Below are 26,243 nucleotides of genomic sequence, written 5' to 3'. Positions count from 1 at the left end.
GCGGTGTTCACGGCGTCCGGCACGAACAGGTTCACGCCCCAGCGCCGGGCCGCGTGGGCCGCGGGCGCCGGCCGGGCGCTGGCGGTCCTCGTCTCCGGGGGCACCGCGCTGGCCGTGGCCCTGACGGCCACCCAGACCGGCACCGCCGCGGCCGTCGCCGCCTTCGCGGTGCTGCTCGTCCTGTCCTGGGCGGAGCCCTACGGGGCCCTCGCCCAGTCCGCCCAGGAGCTGGGCACCCTGGCGTCCCAGGCGCGCGCCGCGGCCGACCTGATGGGCGAGGACGAGCCCGGCACCGCGGTCCCGGACGCCGCGGACCCGGGCCGGGCCTCGGCCACGCCCGACCCGACGTCCGCCCCGATGTCCGCCGACCCGGAGCCGGCGGCGCCCGTGCGCGTCACGGGCCTGGCCCTGCGCGGCGCGGCCGTCCGCTTCGAGGGCGCGGACGCGCCGCTCTGGAGCGGCGTCGACCTGTGCGTCGAGCCGGGGCAGACCGCCGTCGTCACCGGGCCCTCCGGCGCGGGCAAGTCCACCCTGCTGGCCGTGCTGCTGGGGTTCCAGCCGCTGGCCGAGGGCGCCTACCTGCTGCGCACCGAGGCGGACGGGCGCCGCGTCGAGGCACCCGCGGACGCGGCGGCGCTGGCGCGCGTGGCGTGGACGCCGCAGGACGCGCTCCTGTTCGACTCCAGCCTGCGCGGCAACCTGGCGCTCGCCCGGGATCCCGAGGACGCCCCGGACGACGCGGAGCTCACCGCGGTGCTCGAGCGCGTCGGCCTCGGCCCCTGGCTGGCGGCGGCCCCGGAGGGGCTGGACACGCCCGTGGGCGCCGGCGGCCGCGTGCTCTCGGGAGGCCAGCGCCAGCGCCTGGCCGTGGCGCGCGCCCTCGTGGCCCGGGCCGACGTCGTGCTCCTGGATGAGCCCACCGCGCACGTGGGCCAGGACGAGGCCCTGGCCCTGATGGCGGACCTGCGCGCGGCCCTGGCCGGGCGGATCGCCGTGGTGGTCACCCACGACGAGCGCCTGGCCGCGGAGGCCGACGTGCGGCTGCGCCTGGGCGTCAGTCCGCCGAGACCGTCACGGGGTCGTCCGCGACCGGCGGCGCGCTGAGCAGCTCGGGGGAGGCCCCGGCGCCGACGGCCTCGATGCGCTGGTCCACGGGCACACCCGAGCCGTCGCGACGCCCGTACTCGACCGGCAGCGCCCGGGCCACGCCGGCCTTCGAGGCGGCCAGCGCGGGGCCGGCGCCCACCCAGCCGAGCACGAGGGACGTCTCGCCCTTGAGCAGCCGGTGCGCGCGCACGCCGCCGGTGCCGCGCCCCTTGGCCGGGTACTCGCCCAGGGGCGTGACCTTCACGGAGCCGCCGGCGGAGCCGAGCAGGTCGCCCTCGCCGTCCGTCACCGTCACCACGACGGCGGGGCGCGGGTGGGCGGCGGCGTCGTCGCCGGGGCCGGTGAGGGAGGCGGCGGGGGCCACGCCGAAGGCGAGGACCGCGTCGTCGGCGGCCACCCGCAGGCCGGCCACGCCGCCGGCGGCCGGACCCTGGGGGCGGACCGCGGACGCGGCGTAGCGCAGCAGCTGCCCGGCGCGGGTGAGGAAGACCAGCTGGTCCTCGTCGTCCACGGCGGGGGCGGCGCCGACCACCGCGTCGCCGTCCTTGAGGGCGATCGCCTCCGCCACCTCGCGGTTCAGCGGCCACTCGGGGCGCACCCGCTTGACCACGCCCTGGGCGGTGCCGAGGGCGATCACGGCGTCCAGGGGCACGAGCGCCACGAGGCTCTCGCCCTTGCCGAGGGGCACCAGCTCCTTGGCGGGGACGGACCCGGTCATCGCCGGGGCCGCGGAGGGCTCGGGCGCGGCGGGCAGGTCCACGGCCTGGATCCGGTGCAGCGCGCCCGTGGAGGTGAGGGCGCCGATCTCGCCGCGGGCCGTCGTCGCCACCACGGAGGCGAAGGCGTCGTGCTTGCGGCGCCGCCCCTGCGAGGCGATCGGGGTGCGGTCGGCGGTGCGCAGCAGGCGCCCGGAGGTGGTGAGCACTGCCCAGCAGGCGGTGTCCGGGACCATGAGGTCCGCCCCGGCCTGGGCGGCCCCGGCGGGGGTGGGCCCGCCGGCGGTCGAGGCGGCGGGGGCGGCCACGGTCTCGGCCTCGAGCAGGACGGTGCGGCGGTCGTCGCCGAACTCGTCGGCCACGGCCTGCAGCTCGGCGGAGACCACCTCGCGCAGGCGCGCCTCCGAGCCGAGGACCGCCTCGAGCTCGGCGATGGCGGCCTGCAGCTCGTCCCGCTCGGCCTCGAGCTCGATCCGGGAGAACTTCGTGAGCTGGCGCAGGCGCAGCTCGAGGATGTGGTCCGCCTGCACCTGGGTGAGGTCGAAGACCCCCATCAGCCGGGTGCGCGCGGCGGCCGTGTCGTCCGAGGAGCGGATGATCTCGATGACCTCGTCGATGTCCACGAGGGCGAGCAGCAGGCCCTCCACGAGGTGGAGGCGGTCCTGGCGGCGCTGCAGCCGGTGGGCGGTGCGGCGGCGGACCACGTCGAGGCGGTGGTCCACGTAGACGCGCAGCAGCGGCAGCAGGCCCAGGGTCTGCGGCTGGCCGTCCACGAGGGCGACGTTGTTGATGCCGAAGGTCTCCTCGAGCGGCGTGTGCCGGTAGAGGGCGGCGAGCACGGCCTGCGGGTTGAAGCCCGACTTCAGCTCGATCTGCAGGCGCAGCCCGTTCTTGCGGTCCGTGAGGTCCACGACGTCGGCGATGCCGCTGAGCTTCTTCGCGTCGACGCCGGCCTTGATCCGCTCGATGACCTTCTCCGGACCCACGGCGTACGGCAGCTCGGTGACCACGAGCCCGGTCCGGCGCGCCGAGACCTGCTCCACGGCGACGGCGGCGCGCATCCGGAAGGTGCCCCGGCCGGTGGCGTAGGCGTCGCGCACCCCGTCCAGCCCCACGATCCGGCCGCCCGAGGGCAGGTCGGGGCCCGGGATGTGCGCCATGATCGCCTCGAGGTCGGCCTCGGGGTCGGCGAGCAGGTGGCGGGCGGCCGCCACCACCTCGCGCAGGTTGTGCGGGGCCATGTTCGTGGCCATGCCGACGGCGATGCCCGTGGTGCCGTTGACCAGCAGGTTGGGGTACGCGGCGGGCAGGACGGCGGGCTGCTGGAACTGGTTGTCGTAGTTGGGGACGAAGTCCACCGTGTCCTCGTCGAGGTCCGCGGTGAGCGCCAGGGCGGCCGGCGCCATGCGGGCCTCCGTGTAGCGCGGGGCCGCGGGGCCGTCGTCGAGCGAGCCGAAGTTGCCGTGCCCGTCCACCACGGGCAGGCGCAGGGAGAACGGCTGGGCCAGGCGGACCATCGCGTCGTAGATCGCGGCGTCGCCGTGGGGGTGCAGCTTGCCCATCACCTCGCCCACCACGCGGGCGGACTTCACGTGGCCGCGGTCCGGGCGCAGCCCCATCCGGGACATCATGTAGAGGATGCGCCGCTGCACCGGCTTGAGCCCGTCGCGGGCGTCCGGCAGGGCGCGGGAGTAGATCACCGAGTAGGCGTACTCGAGGAACGAGGCCTCCATCTCCTCGGAGACGTCGACGTCGACGATGTTCTCCTGCTCCAGCGGGAGCGGGCGCGCGACGTCCTGCTCGGAGGGGCGGGAACGGGAAGAACGGGACATCATGGTGCTCGGGGAGTCCTCACGTCGTCGGGGATTGTCTAGGGTGAATCCTATGGGTGACACCGAACCGGTCCGCGACTATCCGAGCCACTGGGAGGCCGACGTCGTCCTCCGCGACGGTGCCACGGCGCGTCTGCGCCCCATCACCCCGGAGGACGCGGCCGAGCTGCAGCGCATGCACGCCGGGCAGTCCGAGACCTCGATCTACCTGCGCTACTTCACGTACAAGTCCGAGCTCAGCGCCAAGGACCTGGACCGGTTCACGCACGTGGACCACAAGGACCGGGTGGCGTTCGTGATCACGCGCGGCGGCCGCCTGCTCGGCGTGGGCCGGTACGACCGCTACGGGGACTCCGACGCCGCCGAGGTCGCGTTCAACATCTCCGATGCCGCGCAGGGCCGCGGCCTGGGCTCCATCCTCATGGAGCACCTGGCGGTCGCCGCCCGCGAGCACGGCATCCGGCGGTTCACCGCGGAGGTGCTGCCGGAGAACCGCAAGATGCTCTCCGTGTTCCAGGAGTCGGGCTTCGAGGTCACCCGGCGCTTCGAGGACGGCGTCGTGGCCGTCGAGTTCCCCATCGACCCCACCGCCCGCTGGCGCGCCGTGGTCGAGTCCCGCGAGCACCGAGCCGAGGCCCGCAGCGTCGCCGAGCTCGTGGCTCCGGAGTCCGTGGCCGTCGTCGGCGCCTCCCGCGACCCCCAGGCCGTCGGCTCCATGGTGCTGCGCCACATCCTCGAGGGCGGGTTCACCGGCCCCGTGCACGCCGTGAACCGCGCCGCCGGCGAGGTGCAGGGCCTCACCGCCCACGCCTCGCTCGCCGAGATCGGCGAGGAGGTCGAGCTCGTCGTGGTCGCGGTCCCCGTGGACCAGGTCGAGGCGCTCGTCCCCGAGGCCGGCGCCGCCGGTGCCGCCGGACTGCTGGTCCTCACCTCCGGCTACGCCGACGCCGGCGCGGAGGGCCTCGAGGCCCAGCGCCGGCTCGTCTCCCTCGCCCGCGCCCACGGCATGCGCGTGATCGGTCCCGCCTCGGCTGGGCTCGTCCGCACCGACCCCGCCGTGCGGCTCAACGCCTCGCCCTACCCGGGCCTGGCCCAGCGCGGTCCCGTCGGCCTGTTCAGCCAGTCCGGCGCCGTGGGCGCCATGGTCTCCGCCGGCGCCAAGCGCCGCGGGGTGGGCGTGTCCACCTCGATCAGCGCCGGCAACCGCGCCGACGTCTCCGGCAACGACGCCATGCAGTTCTTCGAGGCCGACCCGCACACCGCCGCCGTCGGCGTCTACCTCGAGTCCTTCGGCAACCCGCGCAAGTTCACCCGCATCACCCGGCGCCTGTCCCGCACCAAGCCCGTCGTGGTGGTCCGCTCCGACGTCACCGGCCGGTTCCTGCCCCCCGGGCACGAGACCCGCACCACCCAGGCCCCCGAGGGCGCCGTGGACTCGATGCTTGACCAGACCGGCGTGCTCGAGGTCCACACCCACGAGGCCATGCTTGACCTGCTCATGGCCGTGGCCAGCCAGCCCCTGCCCACCGGCCGCCGCGTGGTGCTCGTGGCCGACTCCCTCGCCGTGGACCGGCTCGCCCGGGACGCCGCCGCCGAGGCCGGCCTCGACGTCGTCGCCACGGTGGGCCTGGCCGGCAGCGAGCAGGGCGTGGCCCCGCCCGCCGAGACCCTCGTGGCCTCGGTCCGCGAGGCCGTCGCCCACGAGCAGGCCGACGCCGTCGTGGTGGTGGGCCGCCTGGGCTTGCACCAGGAGGACGACGACCCCGAGACCGTGGCCCGCGCCCTGGCCGAGGCCACGGCCGGCGCGCGGATGCCCGTGCTCGTCTGCCTCACCGACGTCGTCTCCCCGCGCTACGCCGGGGCCACCCTCGGCGCCTCCGGCCCCGTGGCCGACGACGCCGAGCCCGGCTCCCTGCAGCCCGGCGTGCCCTTCTACCCCTCGCCCCAGCAGGCCATGAGCGTGCTCGGCGCGCTCGCGGACTATGTCCGGTGGCGCGGGGAGGACGCCGGCGAGCCGCTCGAGCCGGCCGACGTGCGCCTGCACGCCGCCGAGGACCTGGTGGAGGCGGCCGCCGCGAGCGCCGAGGGCACCGAGCTGGTGCGTCTGAGCCCGGCCGAGACCGAGGAGCTCCTCGGGCACTACGGGATCGCCGTGCTGCCCTCGGCCCGCTTCGAGACGGCGGACGAGGCCGTGGCCGCCGCCGAGAGGCTCGGCTTCCCGGTGGCCGTCAAGGCCGTGGACCCGCACCTGCGCCACCGGCTGGACCTGGGCGGCGTGCGGCTGAACGTGGTGGACGCCGACTCGCTGCGGCGCAACGTGGAGCAGATGCGGCGCGTCCTGGCGCCCTTCGGGGTCACCGAGCTCGAGGTCCAGGCCATGGCCCCGGCCGGGCAGGCCTGCATGGTCACGGCGCTGGAGGACCCGCTGCTGGGCCCCGTGGTGTCCTTCGGCATCGCCGGCGACGCGACCGACCTGCTGGGGGACTGGGTGCACCGGGTGCCCCCGCTGACCGACCGCGACGTCGCCCGCATGGTCCGCGCCCCGCGCGCGGCGGCCAAGCTGGAGGGCGGCGGCGGGGTGCCCGCTGTGGACCTCGCCGCCCTCGAGGACCTCGTGGGCCGGGTCAGCGTCCTCAAGGATGACCTGCCCCAGGTGGCCCGGCTGCGCTTCTCGCCCGTGCTCGCCTCCCCGGAGGGCGTCACCGTCCTCCAGGCCGAGGTGGACGTGGCGAACGCCGCCGGCCGCACCGACTCCGCCCGCCGCGCCCTGCGCGGCAGCTGAGCGGGCCGCCCCTAGGCACCGGTCGCCCGGCGCGGGCGGCCCGTAGCATGGAGCCCATGAGCCCGTTCCGCAGGAGTCACGAGTCCGGCCGTCCCGAGCACCGCCCCGGCGCCCCGGCGTCGGGGGAGCACCGGCACGAGGCCCGCACGCTGGAGGGCGCCGGCGGGCTCGGCGCCTCGCTCGCGCGCGCCGGCTTCTACCCGGAGCTGGTGGCGCACGCGATCGCCGTCGAGCTGGGGGAGCGCACCCCGGACGCGCATCTGGTCCACGTGGACACGCACTTCGACTACGAGGAGATCCACCGGCACATCACCGTGCTCGTGCTCGCCCAGGACGCGCTGCTGGCCGTCCACCTGGACGACCACGCCGCGGACGCCGCCGGCCAGGCCGTGCTCGCGCAGGTCTCCACCGAGATGGTCCCGGTGCGGGCCCTGGGCTCGGTGGTGCTCACCACCGGCCACGCCGACCCGGCCCGCTTCAGCCCCGCGGACCCCGTGGCGGAGATGACCCTCGGCCTGATCTGGGCCGGCGGCCAGCGCCTTGACCTGCAGCCCGCGGGCTGCGCGGACCCGCAGTGCGACCTCGACCACGGCTACACCGGCACCGCCACCCGCGAGGACCTCGTGATCCGCGTGGCCGCGGACGCCGACGGGCAGGGCGCCGTGGACGGCGCGCTCGCCTTCGCCCGCGCCCTGCGCCGGGCCCACCTGGCGGCCACCGCGTGAGCGGACCCGCCGTCCCCGTCGGCGTCGTGCCCCCGGAGCGGGCGCTACGCTCGGTCCTGACCTCCGCGGCCGCCGCGCTCGGCGTCCCCGGCTGCGAGAACGCGCTGGGGGTGCCCGCGAGTCGCCGCGTCGTCGTCGCCCTCGTGGACGGGCTCGGCCGATCCGTGCTCAAGCGCTTCGGCGGGCACGCGCCCACGCTGCGCGCGGCGATGGCCGACAGCGGCCGGGTGCTGCAGGCCGCCGTGCCCACCACCACCGCCGCGTCGCTGACGAGCCTGGGCACCGGTCTGGACGTCGGCGAGCACGGGGTGGCCGGCTACGACGTGCTCGACCCTGAGCGGGACGCCGTGGTCAACCAGCTCGGCGGCTGGGACGAGGCCACGGACCCCGTGGCCTGGCAGCCGCGGCCCACCGTGTTCGAGCGGGCTGGGGCGGCCGGCGTGGACGCCGTGACCGTCTCCCTGCCGGCGTTCGAGCACTCCGGGCTCACCCGGGCGGGGCTGCGCGGCGGGCGGTTCGTGGCCGGCCGCGGCCTGCTGGCCCGCGCGCAGGCGGCCGAGCGGGTGCTCAAGGACGCCCGCGAGCCCACCCTCGTGTACTTCTACGTCAACGAGCTGGACAAGGCGGGGCACCGGGACGGCGTCGGCTCGGACCGCTGGCTGCACGCGCTGGAGGAGATCGACGGCGCCCTGCGCCGCCTGGTGGACCGCGTCCCCGCCGGCACCGTGGTGCTCGCCACCGGCGACCACGGGATGGTGGACGTGCCGCCGACGCGGCGTGTGGACTACGCGGCCGCCGACGAGTCCGGCGCGCTCGCCGACCCCGCCCTGCTCGAGGGGATCGCGCACACGGCGGGGGAGCCGCGCCTCGTGCAGCTGCACTTCCGGCCCGACGCCGACGCCGACGTGCGCGCGCGGGTGCGGCGGGCCTGGGAGGACCGCTTCGGCGCCCACGCGTGGGTGCTCACCCGCGACGAGGCCGTGGCAGCCGGCTGGTTCGGGACCGTGGTGGAGGAGCGGGTGTGCGGGCGCATCGGCGAGCTGCTCGTCGCGGTGCACGGCGACCTCGCGCTCTACGACGGCCGGCGCGTGGCCCCGCACGCCTTCGAGATGGTGGGCCAGCACGGCTCGCCCACCCGCGCCGAGCGCGAGGTCCCGCTGCTCACCTGGCGGCGCTGAGCCGCGGGATCCGGCGCCTCCGGCAGCCGGATCCGGCGGCGACCTGCGGGGACGACGACGGCGACCCTGCGGACGACGACGGCCCGCGACCGGACCGGTCGCGGGCCGTCTGCGCGGCGGCGGGTGCTCAATCGCCCTTGCGCCCGAACACGATCTCGTCCCAGCTCGGCACGGACGCCCGGCGCGCCGCCGAGCGGGCGCGGGGCCGCGGGGTCACCACGGGCATCGCCGGACGCTCCCGCGCCGCGGGCGCCTCGACCTTCCGGGCCTCCTCGTCGTCCGCGTCCTCCGCCGCGTCCGCGGGGGCGCCGGCGGGGACGTCGTCGTCGGCGGCGTCGGCCGGGGCGGCCTCGGGGGTGTCGGAGACCTCGGCCGCGGGGTCCGCGGTCGTCTCCGGCGTCTCGTCCGCCCGGTCGACGACGGCCTCGACCTCCGCGGGGGTCTCGGCATCGGCGTGGGCACCGGCCGGGCGCTCGCGCGGGGACTCCGCGCCGGAGCCGGTCTCGTCCGCGGCGGCCAGGCGGCCCTCCGCGTCCACGGGGGTGAGGCGGCGCGGGGCGTCGTCCTCGCGGGCCTGACGGTCGGCGTGCTCGCGGGCGATGAGGTGGGCGAGGGCGTCGTCGGACTCCACGTCCGCGCCCACGCGCTGGCCGCGGCGCACCCGCAGGATTTCCAGCAGGTCCGCGTCCCGGTCCGTCCCCGCGGAGGCGGCGCCCGCCGGGGTGACGGACTCCGGCGCGTCGGCCGCGACCTCGCGCTCGTCGTCCTCGGACTGCAGCGGGGCGTCGGCGGGGGCGCCGGCCTCGGCGCGGGAGAACACGTCCCAGGCCTCGGCCTCGGAGAGGACGCGGGCCCACGCGTTCCGGGGCTCCAGGTGGCGGCCGGCCGGGCGGAAGGACCACAGGGCGGGCGGCTGCTCGCGCGTGGGCAGGCCGGTCAGCCCCGCCACGGAGAAGCGGGCGGCCACGGTCCAGCCGCCCTGGTCGCCGCGCCAAGCGTCCCACTCCAGGGAGGAACCGTCCACGCCGATCTCGGCGAGGCGGTGGCCGGCGAGGAGGCCGAGGGTGCTGGGCCCGCCGTCCTCGACGACGTCCGAGTAGAGGTCCGGGCCGCCTACCCAGACCTCCACGGCCTGGGCCTGCTGGGCCATCCAGCCGCGCTCGGCCAGCACCGGGTAGCCGTAGGTGCGGATGCGGGAGAACGCGTTGCCGCTCTCCCGCGCCACCTGCTCCACCGAGGCGCCGGCGCGGATGCGCTGCTGGATCTCGCGGGGGGAGAGGGGTTCCGCCTCCTGGGCGGCGGCGGCCTTCACGGACTCCTGGTCCGTGAGCGCGGCGGGGGAGGCGGCGGCGGGGGCCGCCTCGTCGTCCTCGGCGTCGGCCGCGGGCTGCGGGGTCGCCGTCGGGGCCGGCTCCGGGTCGATGCGCGGGGCCAGGGACAGCTCCTCGTCCGGACGGGCGGGGCCGGGGGCGTCCTCGCTCTGGCCGGCCGCGGCATCGTCATCCGACGGTTCCTCGCCCGCGGGCGAGTCCTCCTCGGCGGCCTCGTCCATCTCCGCCAGGTCGTACCAGGAGGAGGATGCGGGGGCGGCGTCGTCGTCGCCCGCCCGCTCGGCGTCCTCGAGCACGAGGCGGCGCAGGTAGGGGGACAGGGGGAGCGCGTGCTCGGTGCCGTCGGGATCCAGCAGGCGCAGGGCGTCGCCGTCCTCGGTGGGTCCGGTCAGTCGCAGCTCTGCCATGGCGGTGGTCCCTCCCACGTCGTGTTCTCGTCACCGGGCGCGCGGCCGCCCGGCCGGGCATTCCCCGATCCTAGCGGCCGGGCCGCGCGGCGGACCCCGACCGGCGCCCGCCGGGACCCGCGCGTCCGCCGTCGGCGAGACGGCCCGTCATCATTTGGCAGGGCGGGGGCCATGGTGCACAATCTACGCGCAACGGCGCAGGCCGGTCCCGTGTGCTCCGGCCACGGGCCCGTCCCGTCCCTTCCCGGCACCGGTCCCGATGCCGTCCCCCACCAGCGGAGCGTGAGAACCCCATGGCCACCGACTACGACGCCCCTCGGAAGAACGAGGAAGAGCTGAGCCAGAACTCCATCGAGGAGCTGAAGGCGCGGCGCACGGACACGCAGTCCGCCGTGGTGGACGAGGACGAGACCGAGGCGGCGGAGGGATTCGAGCTGCCTGGCGCGGACCTCTCCGGCGAGGAGCTCATGGTGCGGGTGCTGCCTGCCCAGTCCGACGAGTTCACCTGCGCCTCGTGCTTCCTGGTCCGCCACCGCTCGCAGGCGGCCCGCGAGAAGAACGGCATGACCTACTGCACCGACTGCGAGGGCTGAGCCCGGCGCAGCCACCCGGTCAGCGGTCCTCGTCCGCCGGGTCCTCCTGGACCATGGTGCCGCCGAGGGCCGCGACCAGCTCCTCGGGGCGCCGCGTGCTGGTGAGCCAGTAGGGCGTGCGGTCCCGCTCGTCCGTCAGCTGGATGCGGACCACGGGGGAGATCCAGCCGCGGACCACCACGAAGGCCAGGCCGTGCAGCAGGGGGCCGCGCTGACGGCGGGCCTCCTCGCCGCGGTGGCCGGTGACCTCGCCGACGTGCCGGCGCTCGATCGAGGCCCGGCCCACCTGCAGCGTGCGCTCGCGCACCACGATGCGCGGCGTCGTCGTCAGCAGCAGGAGCGCCTCGAGGCCGAAGAAGACGACGGCCGCGGCCACCCCGACCCACAGGTCGATGGGCGCGAACACCAGGATCGTCAGCGACGCCAGCATCAGCGCCACCACCCACACGCCCACCGAGGGCGTCAGCCGCTCCTCGAACAGGACCCGGTCCGACCCCTGGGCGGGGTCCTGGGGGCGGTCGACGGGCGCATCGGAGACGGGGTGCTGCTGGGGTTCACGCATGGATCCCAGCTTCCCACATCCAGGGCCCCACAACGGCGCGACGCCGCCGCGGACGGCGGCCGCGGCGCACCGGGCGGACCGCCCGGCGGGGCGCGGGGCTCGTGTAGGGTCGGGCCTCGTGACCGACTCCGCCGATCTGCCCGTGCCCCTGCACGCCCTGGACCCGGACCTGGCGCCGCCCGCCTACGCCCAGCCCGGCGACGCGGGCGCCGATCTGCGCGCCGCCGTCGACGTGACGCTCGCCCCCGGCGAGCGGGCCCTCGTCCCCACGGGCGTGGCCCTGGCCATCCCGGAGGGCTTCGCCGGCTTCGTCCACCCCCGCTCGGGTCTGGCCGTGCGCCACGGCCTCAGCGTGGTCAACGCCCCCGGCACCATCGACGCGGGCTACCGCGGCGAGATCAAGGTGCCCCTGATCAACCTGGACCCGACCGACGCCGTCGAGCTGCGCCGCGGCGACCGCATCGCCCAGCTGGTGATCCAGCCGGTGGTGCGGGCCCGCTTCGAGCCCGTCGACGCGCTGCCCGGTTCGGAGCGCGGCGCGGCCGGCTTCGGTTCGACCGGCGGGTTCGGCACCGAGAACGCCCCTGGGAGGACATCGTGATCTTCGGACGGAACCGCAAGGTGCGCCACGAGCAGGTGAGCCTGCCCGAGGAGCTGCTGGAGGAGCGTGACCACGAGGTCGCGGCCCTTCCCGAGGCCTCCGCGACCGGCCCGCACGACGTCGCCACCCGCCCCGACCCGGCCGGCGCCATCGACCTGGGCTCGCTGCGCGTGCGCGCGGTGCAGGGCATGAAGCTGCGCCTGGACGTGGAGGACTCCACCAAGCGCATCGTCGCGGCCACCATCACCCTGGGCCGCTCCGCCCTGCAGGTGCAGGCGTTCAGCGCCCCACGCCGCGCGGGCCTGTGGGATGAGGTGCGCGAGGAGCTGCGCGACTCCCTGGACACCACCCCGAACGCGACCGTGCAGGAGCAGGCCGGCCGCTTCGGCACCGAGATCCTCACCCGCGTCCCCGCGGCCCTGCCGGACGGCTCGCCCGGCTGGAACGTCGCCCGGTTCGTGGGCGTGGACGGCCCGCGCTGGTTCGTGCGCGGCGTGTTCCACGGCGAGGCCGCCTTCCAGCCCGACGCCGCCGCCCAGCTCGAGCAGGTGTTCTCCGACATCGTGGTGGTGCGCGGCGATGAGCCGATGCCCCCGCGCGAGCTGCTGCCCCTGCGCCCGCCGGCCAACGCCCGCCCCGTCCAGCGCCGCCGCCCCGGCGCCGCGCCCGACGCCGGCCGTGACGTGCTCGCGGACACCGAGCGCGGCCCGCAGGAGGCCCCCGCTCTGCCCGAGCGCGGCCCGGAGATCACGGAGATCCGGTGAGCCCCGCCGCCGGGGAGCGGGCCGACGCCGGCCCCGGCGACCTGATCGAGCGCCGCGGCGTCGTCGCCTCGGTGACCCTGCCGGGCGCCGACGACGCCACCGTCTTCCGCGCCGCCCTGGCCGACCGCCTGCCGGAGCCCGGCAGCGTCACGCCGGCGGAGTCCCTCCAGCTGGTCTGGCACGGCCGACGCCGGGTGCCCGGGGTGATGCCCGGCCAGTGGCTGGCCGTGCGCGGGCGCCTGACGCGACCGGACGGCGTCCTCACCCTGCACAACCCCGCGTTCGACCTGATCGACGCCCCCGAGGCCGCGCTGCGCGCGCGCCCGCCCCGAGAGGAGAGCCCGTGACCGAGCCCCGCGGACCCGAGAGCCCCGCCCCGGACGTGGCCGGAGCGCTGCCGTCCCGGGCCCGCGTGGACGAGCAGGGCCGCCTGGACGCCCTGGCGAGCGTGGGCGGCTGGCGCGGCATCGTCGAGGCCTCCCTGCCCACGCTCGTGTTCATGGCGGGCTACGTCGTCAGCCAGCAGGTCTGGCCCTCGGGCGTCGCGGCGGTCGCGGTGGCGCTCGTGCTGGGCGCCGTGCGCCTGGTCCAGCGGCAGTCGCCCGTGCAGGTGCTGGCCGGCCTGGCCGTCGTCGTGCTCTCCGTGGTGGTGGCCCTGACCACCGGGCAGGCCCGCGACTACTACCTGTGGGGCTTCGTGACGAACGCCGCCTACGGGCTGGCCTTCGCGCTCTCCGCGGTCGTCGGCTGGCCCGCCGCGGGCCTCGTCCTGGGGCTCGTCCGCGGCGAGGGGACGCACTGGCGCCGCAGCCCGCGCCGGCGCCGGGCCTACGCGACCGCCACGTGGATCCTCGTGGCGGTGTTCACGCTGCGCCTGGCGGTGCAGGTGCCGCTCTACCTCGCGGACGCGGTGACCGCCCTGGGCGTGGCCCGGCTGGTGATGGGCCTGCCGCTCTACGCCCTCGGGCTCTGGCTCGCCTGGTCGGTGAGCGCGCCGGCGCCGGGGGAGGACGACGGCCTCCGCCCGGCGGCGGAGGACGAGCCGGCGCCCGGGCGGGCCTGAGCGCGGTCCTCGCCGACTAGCAGGCGGCGCAGGGCGGCGTCGGCCGCGGCGGCGGCCAGGAAGAACAGCTCGTCCCCGGCCTCGAGCATCTCGTCCGCCGTGGCGTGGCGCGGGACGCCGTCGCGGACGACGGCCACGACCGGGGCGTCCTGCGGCCACGAGACGGTGCCCACGCGGCGCCCGGCCAGCCAGTGCTCCGCCGGCACTCGGAACTCGGAGAGCACGGCGCCGCCGGCCTCGAGCCTCAGCAGCCGCACGAGGTCGCCGGTCTCCACGGCCTCCTCGACGAGCGCCGTCATGATCGACGGCGTGGACACCGCGACGTCCACGCCCCAGGACTCGTCGAACAGCCAGTCGTTGAGCGGGTTGTTCACGCGGGCCACGGTGCGGCCCACCCCGAACTCGGAGCGGCCCAGCAGCGAGCACACGAGGTTGGCGCGGTCGTCGCCGGTGGCGGCCACGAGCACGTCCGCCTCCATGGCGCCGCACCGCTCGAGGAGCGCGAGGTCGCACGCGTCCCCGAGCACGAGCTTCGCCCCGCCCACGTCCGCCTTGCGCGCGGCGTCCGGGCGGATCTCGACGACGACCACCTCGTGGCCGTGCGCGTGCAGCTCCCGGGCCACGGAGGCGCCCACGGCGCCGGCCCCGGCGATGACGGCCCTCATGCCCGTCCCTCCTCGTCCTCGTCCTCGGCGTCCCGGTCCGGTCGGACGGCCTCGCCCTGCAGGGCGGCCTCCACCTGGTCCCGGCGGTCCACGGGGTACACGGCGTGCAGCAGGTCGCCCTCCTGGAGCCGGTCGCCCGGCTGGGGGAGCAGCCCCTCGCCGCGCCGCGTGAGATACGCGATGCGCAGCCCGGCCCCGGACTCGACGTCCGTGAGGCGCCGGCCCCACCACGAGGGGTGGGGGACGAGCCCGGTGACGAGCAGCCGTCCCGAGGCGTCCCGGCGCTCGACGTCGGCGGTGCCGGCCGGCAGCAGGCGGTGCAGCACCTGGTCCGCCGTCCACTGGACGGAGGCGACCGTGGGGATCCCCAGGCGCTGGTACACCTTCGCCTGGTCGGCGTCGTAGATGCGGGCCACCACGTGCTCCACGTGGAAGGTCTCCCGGGCCACGCGCGCGGCGATGATGTTGGTGTTGTCCTCCGCCGTCACGGCCGCGAGGCCCTGGGCGCGGTCCACGCCCGCGGCCAGCAGGGCCGCGCGGTCGAAGCCGACGCCGGCCACGAGCTCGCCGGAGAAGCCGGGGACGAGCCCGTCCACGGTGCGCGGGTCGCGGTCCACAAGCGCCACGGAGTGCCCGGCCGCGTCGAGCGCGCAGGCCAGGCGGGTGCCCACCCGGCCGCCGCCGACGATCACGTAGTGGGCCATGCCCGCTCCTGCCTCTCGTGCCGAATGCCGCGCGTCGGGGGAGCCGGCGCGCGGGCACCATCCTCGCACCCGGCGGCCCCGCCGGGGAGCATCCCGCCCCGTGGGACGGGAGGCCGGGCGGGGCCCGGCGCGGAGTACCGTGGTCCGGTGGCCACGCTGTCCTCCCTCCTGCGCCGCGGCCTGCTCGGCCGCCCCGTGGCGTCGCACGACGTCGCCGAGCCCCGGATGAGCCGGTGGCAGGCCCTGCCGGTGACGTCCTCGAACGCCCTGTCCTCGCTGGCCTACGCGCCGGATGAGATCGTGCTCACCCTCGTGGCGGCGGGCACCGCGGCGCTCGCGCTCGGCCCGCTGGTGGGCTGGAGCGTCGTCGTGGTCATGCTGCTGATCGTGGCGTCCTTCCGGGCCGCCGTGGCGGCGGTGCCGCAGGGGGGCATCTACCAGATGGCCCGCACCAAGCTGGGGCCTCGCGCCGGCGTGGTGGCCTCGGCCGCCCTGCTGCTGGACTTCGTCTTCACGGCGGCCGTGTCCGTGGCCGCCTTCGCCCACTTCGCCGCTGCGCTGCTGCCGGGCCTGGGCCTGGAGAGCCGCGTGCTGGTGGCCTGCGCGGCCCTCGTGGGCGTGCTGCTGACCTCGCTGCGCAGCGCGCGGCTCTCCCGCTGGGCCCTGCCCGTGCTGGTGAGCGCCTTCGTGGCGCTGACGGCGCTGCTCGTGGCGGCCGGCCTGTGGCAGGAGGGCCAGGGCCTGCTGGGCCGGGCGGCCACGTCCGGCTGGACCCAGGAGGGCGCCGGGATCGGCGGCACGGTGGGCGCGGTCGCGACGGCGCTGCTCGCCCTGCGCGCGTTCAGCGCCGGCTCGGTGCTGCTCACCGGCGTCGAGGTGCCGGTCTCCAGCAGCTCCGCCATGGCCCGCCCCGCCGTGGCCACCGTGCGCTGGGTGCTCGCCGTCATGGCCCTGACCCTGGGCGCGCTGACGCTCGGCGTCATGCACCTGGCCCAGCGCACCGGCGTCGTCGTCGCCCTGGACCCCGCCCGCCTGCGCGACGCGGCCGGCCGGCCGGTCGCCGAGGCCGACACTCCGGCGCCCGTCATCGCCCAGCTCGCGGACACCGTCTTCGGCCCGGGCAGCGTGCTGTCCCTGGCGACGATCGCGGCGACCGCCCTGCTGCTGCTCTTCGCCGCCCGCTCCGCGTTCCGCTCGTTCCCCGCCCTGGCCTCCCGGCTCGCGAAGGACGGCTACCTGCCGCGCCAGCTGCGCGTGCGCGGCGACCGGCTCGTGCACACGTGGGGCGTGCTCGCCCTCGGGGCGGCCGCCCTCGCGCTGGTGCTGCTGTTCCGCGCCCAGACCGCGCTGCTCGTGCAGCTCTACGTGATCGGCGTGCTGCTGGCCTTCACCCTGGCGCAGGCCGGGATGCTGCGCCTGTGGCGCCGCCGCCTGGCCCAGACCCCCGGCGCCCGGGCGCGGGCGGCCGTGCGCCTGCGGCTGACGATCACGGCCGTCGCGTGGGTGGTGACGGCGCTGGCCGGCGTGGTGGTGCTGGTCACCCGGTTCGCGCAGGGGGCGTGGGTGGCGCTGTTGGCGATCGTGCTCGGCTCCCTCGTGATGGGCCGCATCCGCCGGCACTACGAGGACGTGGGCCGCGAGCTCGCCCCCGACCCCGAGGACGACGCGCGGGCCCTGCCCTCCCGGGTGCACGTGGTGGTCGTGGTCAGCACCCTCAACCGGCCCGCGCTGCGGGCCCTCGCCTACGCCCGAGCCACGCGGCCCTCCTCGCTCGAGGCCGTGGTGGTCGACGCCGACCGGGCCGTCACCGAGGACGTGATCGACGCGTGGTCCCGCGCCGGGCTCCCGGTGCCCCTGACCGTCGTCGCCGCGCCCTACCGCGACACGGTGGTCCCGCTCGTGCGGCACCTGCGCGAGCGGCGCCGCCGCTCGCCGCGCGACCTGACCATGGTCTTCATTCCCGAGTACGTGGTGCGTCCCGGCTGGCGCACCCTGATGCACAACCGGACCGCCACCCGGCAGAAGCGGCGCCTGCAGCGCGAGGCCGGCGTGATGATCGGCTCGGTCCCGTGGCAGATCCACGAGGGCCAGGGGGACGGCGAGCGGTCCACGACGGTGTGATCTTCAAGTGATCCAACTGTGAGACGCGCCGACATCCGAGGCGACACGAGGGCACCTCGTCTGGGAGGATGGGGGAGAGGATCAGACCAGACGATGCGATGGGCAAGACCTGACGCGCGCTGAGATCCGAGAGGAGTCGGCAATGGCAGTCATCGACACATCCACGGGCGTCACGGGCATCGGGGGCACGATCGAGGTGGAGGTCGGGGCCATGGCCCACGGCGGCCACTGCGTCGCCCGCCACGAGGGCCGGGTCGTCTTCGTCCGCCACGCCGTGCCGGGCGAGAAGGTCCGCGTGGCCCTCACCGAGGCCGAGGAGGGCGCCCGCTTCTGGCGCGGGGACGTCGTCGAGGTGCTCCGGCCCTCCGAGTTCCGCCGCATCCACCAGTGGAAGCTCGCGGACATGCTGCGCGCCCACGCCTCCGGCCGTCCGCCGGTGGGCGGCGCCGAGTTCGGCCACATCGTGGTGCCCCATCAGCGCCGCCTCAAGGCCCAGGTCTTCCGGGACACCGTGCACCGCATCGCCGGCCTGACGGTCGAGCCCGAGGTCTGCTTCGCCGGCCCCGAGGACGAGCCCACGGGCCAGCGCTGGCGCACCCGCAACGCGTTCACCGTCACGCCGCAGGGCCACATCGCCATGCACGCGTACCGCTCCGCCACCCTGCTGCCCGTGCGCAACATGCCCCTGGGCGTGCCCGCGCTGGACGCCCTCGCCCTGTGGGACTGGGACTTCACCGGCGCCGCCCGCGTGGACGTCGCGACGCCGGCCTCCGGGTCCCGGCCGCTCGTGCTCGTCACCCCCACGCCGCAGACCCGCGCGGACGAGGCCAAGCTCGGCCGCCTGCGCACGCGCATCCGCCAGGCCGCCAACGCGTGCGGCGTGGACGTCTCCACCGGCCTGGCCCTGCCCGGCCCGAAGCGGCACTCCCCGGTCAAGGTGGAGCGCATCACCGGCAAGACCTGGGTCGAGGAGACCGTGGAGTCCGAGCGCGGCGGCACCAAGCGGTTCCGCGTCACGGGCGACGGCTTCTGGCAGGTCCACCGCCACGCCCCCGCCACCCTCGTGGACGCTGTCCTCGAGGACGCGCAAATCGAGCCCGGCCAGACCGTCGCGGACCTGTACGGCGGCGCCGGCCTGTTCAGTGCCTACCTGGCCGACGGGGTCGGCCCCGAGGGGCGGGTCTTCTCCGTGGAGGCCGCCCGGCAGGCGTCCAAGGACGCGCGCCGCAACCTGCACGGCCAGCCGCAGGCCACCGTGCTCAACGGCCCCACGGACAAGGTCCTGGGCAGCTGGCTCAAGTACCCGGAGCGCACGGTCGCCGACGGCGGCCTCGAGGGCGCCTCGCTGGACACCGTCGTGCTGGACCCGCCGCGCGCGGGCGCAGGCCGTCGGGCGATCGAGCGCCTCCTCGCCCTGGAGCCCGGCCGCATCGTCTACGTCTCGTGCGACCCGGCGTCGTTCGCCCGGGACCTGGCCTGGCTGCGCGACGGCGGCTACGAGGTCGAGCGCGCCCGCGTGTTCGACCTGTACCCGGACACGCACCACCTCGAGTCGGTGACCGTGCTGGTCCCGGCCACGCAGCTCGCCGCGGTCCCGGCCATCGTCGAGACCTGACCCGCAGGGCGTGCGGCGGGATGCTCCCCGCCGCGCGCCATGCCGCCGTCACACGCGAGCGGCGCGGTACCCTGGGAGGCAGTGCGGCACCTGTGACGCAGACGACGCCCGTCCCGGACGGACCGTCGCCCGCGTCGGACGGGTGACCACCCCCCACTGGACGAACGCCCGGAGGAACCGGGCGGGAAGAGGAGTCCTCTCGTGACCACCGTCGACAGCTTCGGCTCCAAGGGCGTCCTGGACGTCAAGGGCGCCGAGTATGAGATCTTCCGCCTGAACAAGGTCGAGGGCGCGGAGAAGCTGCCCTACTCCCTGAAGGTGCTGCTGGAGAACCTCCTGCGCACCGAGGACGGCGCCAACGTGACCGCCGAGCAGATCAAGGCCCTGGCCTCCTGGAACCCGGACGCGCAGCCGGACACCGAGATCCAGTTCACGCCCGCCCGCGTGATCATGCAGGACTTCACCGGCGTCCCCTGCGTCGTGGACCTCGCCACCATGCGCGAGGCCATCCAGGACCTCGGCGGCGACCCCGAGCGCGTGAACCCGCTCTCCCCGGCCGAGCTCGTGATCGACCACTCCGTGCAGATCGACTCCTTCGGCAACGACGCCGCCATCGAGCGCAACATGGAGATCGAGTACGAGCGCAACGGCGAGCGCTACAAGTTCCTGCGCTGGGGCCAGACCGCGTTCGACGACTTCAAGGTCGTCCCCCCGGGCATGGGCATCGTGCACCAGGTCAACATCGAGAACCTGGCCCGCACCGTCATGACCCGCGAGGTCGACGGCGTGCTGCGCGCCTACCCCGACTCCTGCGTCGGCACCGACTCGCACACCACCATGGTCAACGGCCTGGGCGTGCTGGGCTGGGGCGTCGGCGGCATCGAGGCCGAGGCCGCCATGCTCGGCCAGCCGGTGTCCATGCTGATCCCGCGCGTCGTGGGCTTCAAGCTGACCGGCTCCATCCCGGCCGGCGCCACCGCGACCGACGTGGTGCTCACCATCACCGAGATGCTCCGCCAGCACGGCGTGGTCGGCAAGTTCGTCGAGTTCTACGGCGAGGGCGTCGGCTCCGTGCCGCTGGCCAACCGCGCCACCATCGGCAACATGTCCCCGGAGTTCGGCTCCACCGCCGCCATGTTCCCGATCGACGAGGTCACCCTCGACTACCTGCGCCTCACCGGCCGCACCGCCGAGCAGGTCGACCTGGTGGAGGCCTACACCAAGGAGCAGGGGATGTGGCACGACCCGTCCTCCGAGGTGAAGTACTCCGAGTACCTCGAGCTGGACCTGTCCACCGTGGTGCCCTCCATCTCCGGCCCCAAGCGCCCCCAGGACCGTATCGAGCTGTCCGACTCCAAGGACCAGTTCCGCAAGGACCTGCACAACTACGCCACGCAGGACGAGGCCGGCGAGGGCCGCCCGTCCAAGCTCGTGGACGTGTCCATGGAGGACGGCCGTCAGTTCCAGCTGGACCACGGCGCCGTCTCGATCGCGTCGATCACCTCGTGCACCAACACGTCCAACCCGTCCGTGATGATGGCCGCCGGCGTGCTGGCCCGCAACGCGGTCGCCAAGGGCCTGAAGTCCAAGCCGTGGGTGAAGACCTCCGTGGCCCCGGGCTCCCGCGTGGTGACCGACTACTACGAGAAGTCCGGGCTGCGCGAGTCCCTGAACGACCTCGGCTTCAACGTTGTCGGCTACGGCTGCACCACCTGCATCGGCAACTCCGGCCCGCTGGAGTCCGAGATCTCCGAGGCCATCCAGGAGAACGACCTGTCCGTGACCGCGGTGCTCTCCGGCAACCGCAACTTCGAGGGCCGCATCAACCCGGACGTGAAGATGAACTACCTGGCCTCCCCGCCGCTGGTGGTCGCCTACGCCCTGGCCGGCACCATGGACTTCGACTTCGAGAACGAGGCCCTGGGCCAGGACTCCGAGGGCAACGACGTCTTCCTCAAGGACATCTGGCCGGACCCGACCGAGGTCCAGAAGATCATCGACGAGTCCATCGACACGGAGATGTTCACCTCCCAGTACGGGACCATCTTCGACGGCGACGAGCGCTGGCAGTCCCTCGAGACCCCCTCGGGCTCCACCTTCGAGTGGGACGAGCAGTCCACCTACGTGCGCAAGCCCCCGTACTTCGAGGGCATGACCATGCAGCCGGACGCGGTCTCGGACATCTCCGGCGCCCGCGTGCTGCTCAAGCTGGGCGACTCCGTCACCACGGACCACATCTCCCCGGCCGGCTCCTTCAAGTCGGACACCCCGGCGGGCAAGTACCTGCTGGAGAACGGCGTGGAGCGCAAGGACTTCAACTCCTACGGCTCCCGTCGCGGCAACCACGAGGTGATGATCCGCGGCACGTTCGCGAACATCCGCATCAAGAACCAGCTGCTGGACGGCGTCGAGGGCGGCTTCACCCGTGACTTCACCCAGGACGGCGCCCCGCAGGCCTACGTGTACGACGCGGCGCAGAACTACGCCGCGGCCGGCACCCCGCTGGTCGTGCTCGGCGGCAAGGAGTACGGCTCCGGCTCCTCGCGCGACTGGGCGGCCAAGGGCACCGCGCTCCTGGGCGTCAAGGCCGTGATCACCGAGTCCTTCGAGCGCATCCACCGCTCGAACCTCATCGGCATGGGCGTGCTGCCGCTGCAGTTCCCCGAGGGTGAGAACGCCGACTCGCTGGGCCTGACCGGCACCGAGACCTTCGACATCTCCGGCATCACCGCCCTCAACGAGGGCACCACGCCGAAGACCGTCAAGGTCACGGCCACCGGCGAGGACGGCAAGGTCACCGAGTTCGACGCGGTCGTCCGCATCGACACCCCCGGTGAGGCCGAGTACTACCGCAACGGCGGCATCCTGCAGTACGTGCTCCGTCAGATCGCCTCCAAGGCCTGATCCACGGGACACCGCCCCTTCGCGGGCACCACGACGGCGGCTCGTCGTCCTCCACGCGGAGGGCGGCGGGCCGCCGTCGTCGTCGGGACCGGGCGGGCGCGGACCGGGGAGGCGCAGGCCACGTCCGCGCGTCCCAGCTCCGGGGGAGGGCGCGGAGTACCCTGGACGGACCATGGAACATCTGCCCCCCACGAGCCCCGGCGCCCCGCTGTTGCCGCAGGTCGCCTCCCCGGCCGACCTCGCGGACCTCTCCGAGGAGCAGCTCACCGCGCTGGCGGCGGAGATCCGCGACTACCTGATCGCCCACGTCTCGAAGACGGGCGGCCACCTCGGGCCCAACCTGGGCGTCGTGGAGCTCACGCTCGCCGTGCACCGCGTGTTCGAGTCCCCGAAGGACGCCGTGCTCTTCGACACGGGCCACCAGTCCTACGTCCACAAGCTGCTCACCGGGCGGCAGGACTTCACCACCCTGCGCCAGGAGGGCGGGCTCTCCGGCTACGGGGACCGCGCCGAGTCCGAGCACGACGTGGTGGAGTCCTCCCACGCCTCGAGCTCGCTGTCCTGGGCGGACGGCATCGCCCGCGCCTGGCACCAGACCGGCCAGGGCGACCGCACGGTCGTGGCCGTGATCGGCGACGGCGCCCTCACCGGCGGCATGGCCTGGGAGGCCGTGAACAACATCGCCGCCGGCCGGGACCGGCGCGTGGTGATCGTGGTCAACGACAACGGCCGCTCCTACGCGCCCACCGTGGGCGGGATCGCCGACCACCTGGACGGGCTGCGCCGCGGGGTGCTGGACAAGGTCCGCACCCACCACCGCTACGAGCAGACCCTGGACTTCCTCAAGCGGCGCCTCCAGGAGGCCGGGACCGCGGGGGAGATGGTCTACCGCCCGCTGCACGCGGCGAAGAAGGGCCTCAAGGACCTGTGGGCCCCCCAGGGCCTCTTCGAGGACCTGGGCATGAAGTACATCGGCCCCGTGGACGGCCACGACCTCGGCGAGCTCGAGGAGGCGCTGGAGGACGCGAAGGCCTACGGTGGCCCGGTGATCGTGCACGCGCTCACCGAGAAGGGGCACGGCTACGCCCCGGCCCGCGCCCACGAGGACGACCAGTTCCACGCCATCGGCGTGATCGACCCGTCCACGGGCGAGCCCGTCACCTCCTCCACGGCCCAGTCCTGGACGTCCGTGTTCGGCGAGGAGATGCTCGCCATCGCGGACGAGCGCCCGGACGTCGTCGCGATCACCGCCGCCATGCGCAACCCCGTGGGCCTGGCGCCCATGGCCCTGGCGCACCCGGACCGCGTGTTCGACGTGGGCATCGCCGAGCAGCATGCCGTGGCCTCCGCCGCCGGAATGGCCTTCGGCGGGCTGCACCCGGTGGTGGCCGTCTACGCCACGTTCCTCAACCGCGCCTACGACCAGGTGCTCATGGACGTGGGCCTGCACCGCGCCGGCGTCACCTTCGTCCTGGACCGCGCCGGCGTGACCGGCCCGGACGGGCCCAGCCACCACGGCATGTGGGACCTGGCGCTGCTGCAGTCCGTGCCCGGGCTGCGTATCGCCGCCCCGCGCGACGCCGAGACGCTGCGCGAGGAGCTGCGCGAGGCCGTGGCCGTGGAGGACGCCCCCACCGTGGTGCGCTTCGCCAAGGGCTCCGTGGGCGAGCCGGTGCGCGCGATCGAGCGGCTCGCCGACGGCACGGACGTCCTGGCCCGCCGCGGCGAGGCCGGGGCCCGCGACGGCGCCGAGCGGGACGTGCTGATCGTGGCCGTGGGCGCGCTGGCCGAGCTGGGCCTGGACGTGGCCGAGCGGCTCGAGCGGCACGGGATCTCCTCCACCGTGGTCGACCCGCGCTGGGTGCTGCCCGTGGCCGAGTCCGTCATCGAGGCGGCCGCCCGCCACCGGATCGTCGTGTGCCTCGAGGACGGGGTGCGGGCCGGCGGCGTCGGCTCGCGGATCCGCCAGGAGATGCGCGCCGCAGGCGTGGACACCGCCCTCAACGAGGTCGGCCTGCCCGTCGAGTTCCTCGCCCACGGCAGCCGGGAGCAGGTCCTCGCCCGCGTCGGCCTCACCGCCCAGCGCGTCACCCAGGACACGGTCGCCCAGGTCCTGGGCGCCAAGGTCCCCTACGCCCGCCCCGTCCCGCAGGACGAGGCCGCCCGCCACCCCCAGGAGCACGCATGAGCATCGTGAGGCTGTACCGCGAGACCACGAACGAGGACGGCTCCCGGCTGTTCGAGTACCGGGAGGCGTGGGCCGACGTCGAGGGGGGTGAGTTCGTCGTCCACCACGGCCGCGTCGGCCACCCCGGCACCGTGGGGGAGCAGCCCCTCGCGGACGAGGCCGAGGGCGAGGAGCTGCTCGCCGCGTTCCTCGCCCAGGGCGCCGAGGAGGGCTTCGAGGAGGCGGACCCCGCCGGCTTCGCGCTCCTGCCCGTCGCCTACCGCCTGCGCGGCCGCGAGGCCTCGGACATCGAGCGGCGCAACGTGGAGCACCTGCGCGTGGAGGTCACGCATCAGCTGGCCTGGCGCGGTCTCGGCGAGGTCGAGGACGTCACGGAGGAGCCGGGCGCGCTCGTGCTCGCCGTGCGCACCCCGCACGCCCGCAAGGCCGCCGCGGAGATCCCCGTCGCCGCCCGGCGCGCCGACGGCGTGCAGCCCAACAAGGTGGAGGTCCGCTCCGCCGTCCAGGAGGACTGATCCCGTGCGCCACACCCGCCTCGGCCGCTCCGGCCTGACCGTCTCCGTCGTCGGCCTCGGCTGCAACAACCTCGGCCGCCCCGGCACCGCCACCCTCGAGCAGGACGGCACGGACGCCGTCGTGCACGCCGCCCTGGACGCGGGCATCACCTTCTTCGACGTCGCGGACATCTACGGCGCGCAGCCCGGCCTGTCCGAGGAGCGGCTGGGCCGTGCCCTCGGCGCGCGCCGCGACGACGTGGTGATCGGCACCAAGTTCGGCATGGACATGGCCGGTGCGAACGGGGTGGACCACGACGCGCGGGGCTCGCGCCGGTACATCGTGAGGGCCGTGGAGGCCTCGCTGCGCCGTCTCGGCACGGACTGGATCGACCTGTACCAGTTCCACACGCCGGACCCGGCCACACCGATCGACGAGACCCTGCGCGCGCTCGACGACCTCGTGCGCGCCGGCAAGGTCCGCTACGTGGGCCACTCCAACCGGACCGGCTGGCAGATCGCGCAGGCCGAGTACGTGGCCCGCGAGCTGGGCACGGAGCGGTTCGTCTCCGCCCAGAACCACTACAACCTCCTGGACCGGCGCGCCGAGCTGGAGGTGGTCCCCGCCGCCGCCGAGTTCGGCCTGGGAGTGCTGCCCTACTTCCCGCTGGCCAACGGCCTGCTCACGGGCAAGTACTCGCAGGGCACCGCGCCCGAGGGCTCGCGCCTGTCCCACGTGCGCCAGCACATGGTGGCCGACGCGGACATCGAGCAGCTGGCTGCCTTCGGGGAGTTCGCCCGGGCCCGGGGGATCACCGAGGTGCAGGCGGCCATCGGCTGGCTCGCCGCGCAGGGGCCGGTGTCCTCCGTGATCGCCGGGGCCACCCGTACCGGGCAGGTCGCCGAGAACGCCCGCGCCGCCGACTGGGAGGCCACCGAGGCCGACCTGGCCGAGCTGGACGCCCTGTTCCCCGGCCCCGAGAAGGTGGCGCTGTTCTGATGGGCGTGGTCGCGGCGGCCGCGGTGGCCGTGGGGGCGAATCCGCTCGTGCCGACGCCCGTGGAGGCCGTCCTGGGCTGGTGCCTGTCCCTGGCCGCCGGGGCGCTATGGATCGCCGGGTTCGTCTCGCTCTCGCGCGGGCCCCTCGACGCCCGCGGCCGGCTGCCGTGGGCCGGGGCCATGCTGCTGCTGCCCGTGCTGGGCGCGCTCATCTGGTTCTGGTGGCGGCACCGGTACTACCCGGCCCGCCGCCGGGAGCAGCCCGGATGGGACCCGAACGACCGCGGTGCCGTCGTCGTACCGCCGCGCCGGGGCCGACCGGTGCCCAGCGGGATCGGCCGGCCGGACCCGTACGCGGGCGTGGCCGCGCCCAAGAGGCTCGCCCCGCGCCGGCGCTACGGCGCCGAACGGGACTGAGCCCGGGCGGGGGAGCCGGCGGGCCGGCTCAGAGCTTGACGATGATGCGGTCGCCGTCCACGCCCGCCTCGTAGTCCATCAGGGGCTGGCGGGCCGGGCCGCCGAAGGGCTTGCCGGTCTGCACGTCGAAGTGCGAGCCGTGGCACGGGCACGCATACGAGGGGCCCTCCGCGCGGTCCACGACCTGCAGCAGGCAGCCCTGGTGGGTGCACACGTTGGTGAAGGCGGTCACCGTGTTCTCGTCCACGCGGTGCATCATCAGCATGCGGCCCTCGACCTCGACCTCGCGTGCCGCGCCCACCGGCAGGTCGGCCGCGGGCATGGCCTCGACGGGGTCGGCCCCGGCGAAGTGGTCCTGCGCGTTCTCCTTCTCGCGCAGCTGCTCGGTGCAGCCGGACAGGGCCAGGGCGCCGGCGCCCGCGGCGGCGACGGCGGCCCCGCGGCCCAGGACGGTGCGGCGGGAGGCCTCGGGACG

The 26,243-nt window shown here is 75.4% G+C and carries 22 protein-coding genes; 16 read left to right on the top strand and 6 right to left on the bottom strand.

Going from position 1 to position 26,243, the window contains the following annotated elements; translation table 11 throughout:
* A partial coding sequence (locus NWP10_RS03495; protein WP_258299905.1) for an ATP-binding cassette domain-containing protein occupies nt 1-1,104 on the top strand: 1,104 nt, incomplete at its 5' end.
* On the opposite strand, the gene NWP10_RS03490 is transcribed toward NWP10_RS03495, so the two are convergent.
* Nucleotides 1,055-3,658, bottom strand: coding sequence for a DNA topoisomerase (ATP-hydrolyzing) subunit A (locus tag NWP10_RS03490; protein ID WP_258299904.1), 2,604 nt, complete (start codon nt 3,656-3,658; stop codon nt 1,055-1,057). The genes NWP10_RS03495 and NWP10_RS03490 overlap by 50 nt on opposite strands.
* A gap of 49 nt (nt 3,659-3,707) precedes the next feature.
* Here NWP10_RS03490 and NWP10_RS03485 point away from each other — a divergent pair, with 49 nt between their 5' ends.
* The 3 genes from NWP10_RS03485 to NWP10_RS03475 are packed head-to-tail and all read left to right on the top strand — an operon-like array spanning nt 3,708 to nt 8,340.
* Nucleotides 3,708-6,437, top strand: a complete 2,730-nt coding sequence (locus tag NWP10_RS03485) for a GNAT family N-acetyltransferase (protein ID WP_258299902.1) — start codon at nt 3,708-3,710, stop codon at nt 6,435-6,437.
* A gap of 56 nt (nt 6,438-6,493) precedes the next feature.
* Nucleotides 6,494-7,162: a DUF5998 family protein gene (locus NWP10_RS03480; RefSeq protein ID WP_017489515.1), complete on the top strand. Its 669-nt coding sequence runs from the start codon at nt 6,494-6,496 to the stop codon at nt 7,160-7,162.
* The gene (locus tag NWP10_RS03475; RefSeq protein ID WP_184170658.1) at nt 7,159-8,340 is read left to right on the top strand and encodes an alkaline phosphatase family protein; all 1,182 of its coding nucleotides are present in this window, start codon (nt 7,159-7,161) and stop codon (nt 8,338-8,340) included. The genes NWP10_RS03480 and NWP10_RS03475 overlap by 4 nt, the downstream gene beginning before the upstream one ends.
* Nucleotides 8,341-8,467: 127 nt before the next feature.
* On the opposite strand, the gene sepH is transcribed toward NWP10_RS03475, so the two are convergent.
* A complete protein-coding gene (sepH, locus tag NWP10_RS03470; protein ID WP_258299901.1) occupies nt 8,468-10,078 on the bottom strand; it encodes a septation protein SepH in 1,611 nt (536 codons plus the stop codon).
* A 293-nt stretch (nt 10,079-10,371) separates the two neighbouring features.
* On the opposite strand from sepH, the gene NWP10_RS03465 reads away from it, so the two are divergent.
* Nucleotides 10,372-10,671, top strand: coding sequence for a DUF4193 domain-containing protein (locus tag NWP10_RS03465; RefSeq protein WP_017489519.1), 300 nt, complete (start codon nt 10,372-10,374; stop codon nt 10,669-10,671).
* A 19-nt stretch (nt 10,672-10,690) separates the two neighbouring features.
* Here NWP10_RS03465 and NWP10_RS03460 read toward each other — a convergent pair whose 3' ends face one another.
* The gene (locus NWP10_RS03460) at nt 10,691-11,233 is read right to left on the bottom strand and encodes a DUF3093 domain-containing protein (protein ID WP_017489520.1); all 543 of its coding nucleotides are present in this window, start codon (nt 11,231-11,233) and stop codon (nt 10,691-10,693) included.
* Between the two features lie 118 nt (nt 11,234-11,351).
* Here NWP10_RS03460 and dut point away from each other — a divergent pair, with 118 nt between their 5' ends.
* Genes dut through NWP10_RS03440 form a run of 4 tightly spaced genes read left to right on the top strand, consistent with a single transcriptional unit; the run spans nt 11,352 to nt 13,661 of the window.
* On the top strand, nt 11,352-11,834 hold the full coding sequence (gene dut, locus NWP10_RS03455) for a dUTP diphosphatase (RefSeq protein WP_258299900.1): 483 nt from the start codon (nt 11,352-11,354) through the stop codon (nt 11,832-11,834).
* Nucleotides 11,831-12,598 carry a DUF3710 domain-containing protein gene (locus NWP10_RS03450; protein ID WP_258299899.1) on the top strand — a complete coding sequence of 256 codons (768 nt, stop codon included), beginning with the start codon at nt 11,831-11,833 and terminating at the stop codon, nt 12,596-12,598. The genes dut and NWP10_RS03450 overlap by 4 nt, the downstream gene beginning before the upstream one ends.
* Entirely contained in the window at nt 12,595-12,945 is a 351-nt protein-coding gene (locus NWP10_RS03445) for a hypothetical protein (protein WP_258299898.1), read from the top strand. Before NWP10_RS03450 ends, NWP10_RS03445 begins: the two co-directional genes overlap by 4 nt.
* Nucleotides 12,942-13,661, top strand: coding sequence for a DUF3159 domain-containing protein (locus NWP10_RS03440; RefSeq protein ID WP_258299897.1), 720 nt, complete (start codon nt 12,942-12,944; stop codon nt 13,659-13,661). The genes NWP10_RS03445 and NWP10_RS03440 overlap by 4 nt, the downstream gene beginning before the upstream one ends.
* Here NWP10_RS03440 and NWP10_RS03435 read toward each other — a convergent pair.
* Together NWP10_RS03435 and NWP10_RS03430 are read right to left on the bottom strand one after the other, a co-directional pair.
* On the bottom strand, nt 13,553-14,326 hold the full coding sequence (locus tag NWP10_RS03435; RefSeq protein ID WP_248192708.1) for a TrkA family potassium uptake protein: 774 nt from the start codon (nt 14,324-14,326) through the stop codon (nt 13,553-13,555). The two genes, NWP10_RS03440 and NWP10_RS03435, sit on opposite strands and share 109 nt — an antisense overlap.
* Nucleotides 14,323-15,030, bottom strand: a complete 708-nt coding sequence (locus NWP10_RS03430) for a TrkA family potassium uptake protein (RefSeq protein WP_184170683.1) — start codon at nt 15,028-15,030, stop codon at nt 14,323-14,325. Before NWP10_RS03430 ends, NWP10_RS03435 begins: the two co-directional genes overlap by 4 nt.
* A 147-nt stretch (nt 15,031-15,177) precedes the next feature.
* On the opposite strand from NWP10_RS03430, the gene NWP10_RS03425 reads away from it, so the two are divergent.
* From NWP10_RS03425 to NWP10_RS03395, 7 genes are all read left to right on the top strand, one after another.
* Nucleotides 15,178-17,151: an APC family permease gene (locus tag NWP10_RS03425; RefSeq protein WP_258299896.1), complete on the top strand. Its 1,974-nt coding sequence runs from the start codon at nt 15,178-15,180 to the stop codon at nt 17,149-17,151.
* Nucleotides 17,152-17,293: 142 nt separating this feature from the next.
* Complete coding sequence (locus NWP10_RS03420) at nt 17,294-18,766, top strand: class I SAM-dependent RNA methyltransferase (protein ID WP_258299895.1); 1,473 nt, start codon at nt 17,294-17,296, stop codon at nt 18,764-18,766.
* A 201-nt stretch (nt 18,767-18,967) separates the two neighbouring features.
* Nucleotides 18,968-21,670, top strand: a complete 2,703-nt coding sequence (gene acnA / locus NWP10_RS03415) for an aconitate hydratase AcnA (protein WP_017488032.1) — start codon at nt 18,968-18,970, stop codon at nt 21,668-21,670.
* A gap of 172 nt (nt 21,671-21,842) precedes the next feature.
* Complete coding sequence (dxs, locus tag NWP10_RS03410) at nt 21,843-23,858, top strand: 1-deoxy-D-xylulose-5-phosphate synthase (protein ID WP_258299894.1); 2,016 nt, start codon at nt 21,843-21,845, stop codon at nt 23,856-23,858.
* On the top strand, nt 23,855-24,373 hold the full coding sequence (locus NWP10_RS03405; protein ID WP_017488030.1) for a hypothetical protein: 519 nt from the start codon (nt 23,855-23,857) through the stop codon (nt 24,371-24,373). Before dxs ends, NWP10_RS03405 begins: the two co-directional genes overlap by 4 nt.
* 4 nt (nt 24,374-24,377) lie before the next feature.
* Complete coding sequence (locus tag NWP10_RS03400; protein ID WP_017488029.1) at nt 24,378-25,352, top strand: aldo/keto reductase; 975 nt, start codon at nt 24,378-24,380, stop codon at nt 25,350-25,352.
* Nucleotides 25,352-25,768, top strand: a complete 417-nt coding sequence (locus NWP10_RS03395; protein WP_258299893.1) for a PLD nuclease N-terminal domain-containing protein — start codon at nt 25,352-25,354, stop codon at nt 25,766-25,768. Before NWP10_RS03400 ends, NWP10_RS03395 begins: the two co-directional genes overlap by 1 nt.
* Nucleotides 25,769-25,796: 28 nt before the next feature.
* On the opposite strand, the gene NWP10_RS03390 is transcribed toward NWP10_RS03395, so the two are convergent.
* A partial coding sequence (locus NWP10_RS03390; protein WP_258299892.1) for a ubiquinol-cytochrome c reductase iron-sulfur subunit occupies nt 25,797-26,243 on the bottom strand: 447 nt, incomplete at its 5' end.

This window comes from Micrococcus sp. HG099 (assembly GCF_024723355.1).
Lineage (GTDB): Bacteria > Actinomycetota > Actinomycetes > Actinomycetales > Micrococcaceae > Micrococcus > Micrococcus endophyticus.
Note: the sequence above shows the minus strand (reverse complement) of the source record. Positions and strands in the feature narration are given on the sequence as shown.

Excerpts from the sequence above, each read along its gene's own strand:
- NWP10_RS03430 (WP_184170683.1), bottom strand. The coding sequence starts at position 15,030 with ATGGCCCACTACGTGATCGTCGGCGGCGGCCGGGTGGGCACCCGCCTG.
- NWP10_RS03405 (WP_017488030.1), top strand. The coding sequence starts at position 23,855 with ATGAGCATCGTGAGGCTGTACCGCGAGACCACGAACGAGGACGGCTCC.
- NWP10_RS03480 (WP_017489515.1), top strand. The coding sequence starts at position 6,494 with ATGAGCCCGTTCCGCAGGAGTCACGAGTCCGGCCGTCCCGAGCACCGC.
- NWP10_RS03465 (WP_017489519.1), top strand. The coding sequence starts at position 10,372 with ATGGCCACCGACTACGACGCCCCTCGGAAGAACGAGGAAGAGCTGAGC.
- NWP10_RS03485 (WP_258299902.1), top strand. The coding sequence starts at position 3,708 with ATGGGTGACACCGAACCGGTCCGCGACTATCCGAGCCACTGGGAGGCC.
- dxs (WP_258299894.1), top strand. The coding sequence starts at position 21,843 with ATGGAACATCTGCCCCCCACGAGCCCCGGCGCCCCGCTGTTGCCGCAG.
- NWP10_RS03395 (WP_258299893.1), top strand. The coding sequence starts at position 25,352 with ATGGGCGTGGTCGCGGCGGCCGCGGTGGCCGTGGGGGCGAATCCGCTC.
- NWP10_RS03460 (WP_017489520.1), bottom strand. The coding sequence starts at position 11,233 with ATGCGTGAACCCCAGCAGCACCCCGTCTCCGATGCGCCCGTCGACCGC.
- NWP10_RS03420 (WP_258299895.1), top strand. The coding sequence starts at position 17,294 with ATGGCAGTCATCGACACATCCACGGGCGTCACGGGCATCGGGGGCACG.
- NWP10_RS03435 (WP_248192708.1), bottom strand. The coding sequence starts at position 14,326 with ATGAGGGCCGTCATCGCCGGGGCCGGCGCCGTGGGCGCCTCCGTGGCC.
- NWP10_RS03490 (WP_258299904.1), bottom strand. The coding sequence starts at position 3,658 with ATGATGTCCCGTTCTTCCCGTTCCCGCCCCTCCGAGCAGGACGTCGCG.
- sepH (WP_258299901.1), bottom strand. The coding sequence starts at position 10,078 with ATGGCAGAGCTGCGACTGACCGGACCCACCGAGGACGGCGACGCCCTG.